Here is a 1,572-nt window from a genome sequence, read left to right as displayed (position 1 = left end):
CAGGTGCCTTACGTGTTGCTTCAGAGTTTCTAGTCCGAAATACAAAATCAACAACCATTTGGGTCAGTAATCCTACTTGGGCAAACCATCAGAATATTTTTGAAACAGCGGGGTTAACTGTTAAAGAATATCGTTACTACAAAGCTGAAACACACGATATGGATTTCGATTCAATGTTGATTGATTTAGCCAATGCGAGTGAAGGTGATGTGGTTTTACTTCATGGTTGCTGTCATAACCCAACCGGTATCGATTTATCGATTGAACAATGGAAACTTGTCGCCAAAGTTTGTTTAGAAAAATCATTGTTGCCGTTATTTGATTTTGCTTACCAAGGTTTTGGTGCCGGCATTGATGAAGATGCACAGGGTTTACGCACCGTAGCTGCAGTGGTGCCAGAGTTATTAATTGCTAATTCATTTTCTAAAAACTTTGGTTTGTATAACGAACGTATTGGCGCGGTAACCATCGTTGCTGAAAATCAAGATGATGCAGTCAAAAGCTTTAGCCAAATTAAAAAAACAATTCGCGCAAATTATTCTAATCCTCCTGCACATGGTGGATTAATAGTGAGTACCATTTTAGCTGATGCTGCGCTTCGCCAAGAATGGGAAGCAGAATTAACACTAATGCGTGAACGTATTGCTGAGATGCGAAGTTTATTTGTTGAAAGTCTAAAAGCTGAAGGTGTTAAACAAGATTTCAGCTTCATCTCTCGTCAGAACGGCATGTTCAGTTTTTCTGGTTTGAATAAAAGCCAAGTTGCACGCTTGAAAGATGAGTTCGCTATTTATATTGTAGGTTCTGGCCGCATTAGTGTTGCAGGGTTAACTAAAAATAATATCCCTGCGGTTTGTAAAGCGATAGCTCAAGTGATCTAGTCTTATATTATGCTATAAGAAATGGCTGCAGTATGAAGCCATTTCTGTTTCTATTGACCATAGCATTGTTATATTTAACAACACCAAATGATGGGCAAGAGATTAAATCAGTCAACATTATTTCAGCGAGCTGCACGCTCATCAACAAAATCTATTCGAATTTTATAAGCATCTGTTTGATGATAACCAATCTCAATAATTCTATTTCATATTGCAATGACGATATTCGGCCAACTCAATTGGTTTATGGTGTAATTGACAGACTTGACTAATCGATTCAGCTAACGCTGTTTTATCATGTAAACCAGGATGGTGTTGACTGATTAACGGAAAATGATGAAAGCGAACACCGTTTACATTGGCATAAGACAATTCAATCTTATCCCCATGCTGAAGAACATCAGCAATAACTTCCTTCCCTATAACCTGATTAAACCAAGCAATTTTGTCTTCAATGCTAAAAGTGCTTGCAGGCGAATACTCAGCAGTTAAATTATCAATTAACATCACATGTGCATTTGATTCACGAATGCTTTTGGCAATTTGTGGTAGTAATAACGGTGGAAGAATGCTGGTTAAAAAACTGCCTGGACCGATAATGATTAAATCAGCTTTTGCTAGTGCACTACATGCCTCTGATGTTGCTTCTACTTCAGGTTCTATTAATAATGCAATCGATGCCTCCTTCATA

General features: G+C 37.8%; 2 protein-coding genes. One reads left to right on the top strand and one right to left on the bottom strand.

The window, feature by feature from the left end:
• A partial coding sequence (locus H5202_RS22235; RefSeq protein WP_182773944.1) for an amino acid aminotransferase occupies positions 1 to 881 on the top strand: 881 nt, incomplete at its 5' end.
• Between the two features lie 201 nt (positions 882 to 1,082).
• On the opposite strand, the gene H5202_RS22230 is transcribed toward H5202_RS22235, so the two are convergent.
• The coding region (locus H5202_RS22230) for a 2-phospho-L-lactate transferase CofD family protein (protein WP_182773943.1) at positions 1,083 to 1,572 on the bottom strand (490 nt) is incomplete at its 5' end.

It is taken from the genome of Shewanella sp. SG41-4, from assembly GCF_014164505.1.
GTDB lineage: Bacteria > Pseudomonadota > Gammaproteobacteria > Enterobacterales > Shewanellaceae > Shewanella.
Note: the sequence above shows the minus strand (reverse complement) of the source record. Positions and strands in the feature narration are given on the sequence as shown.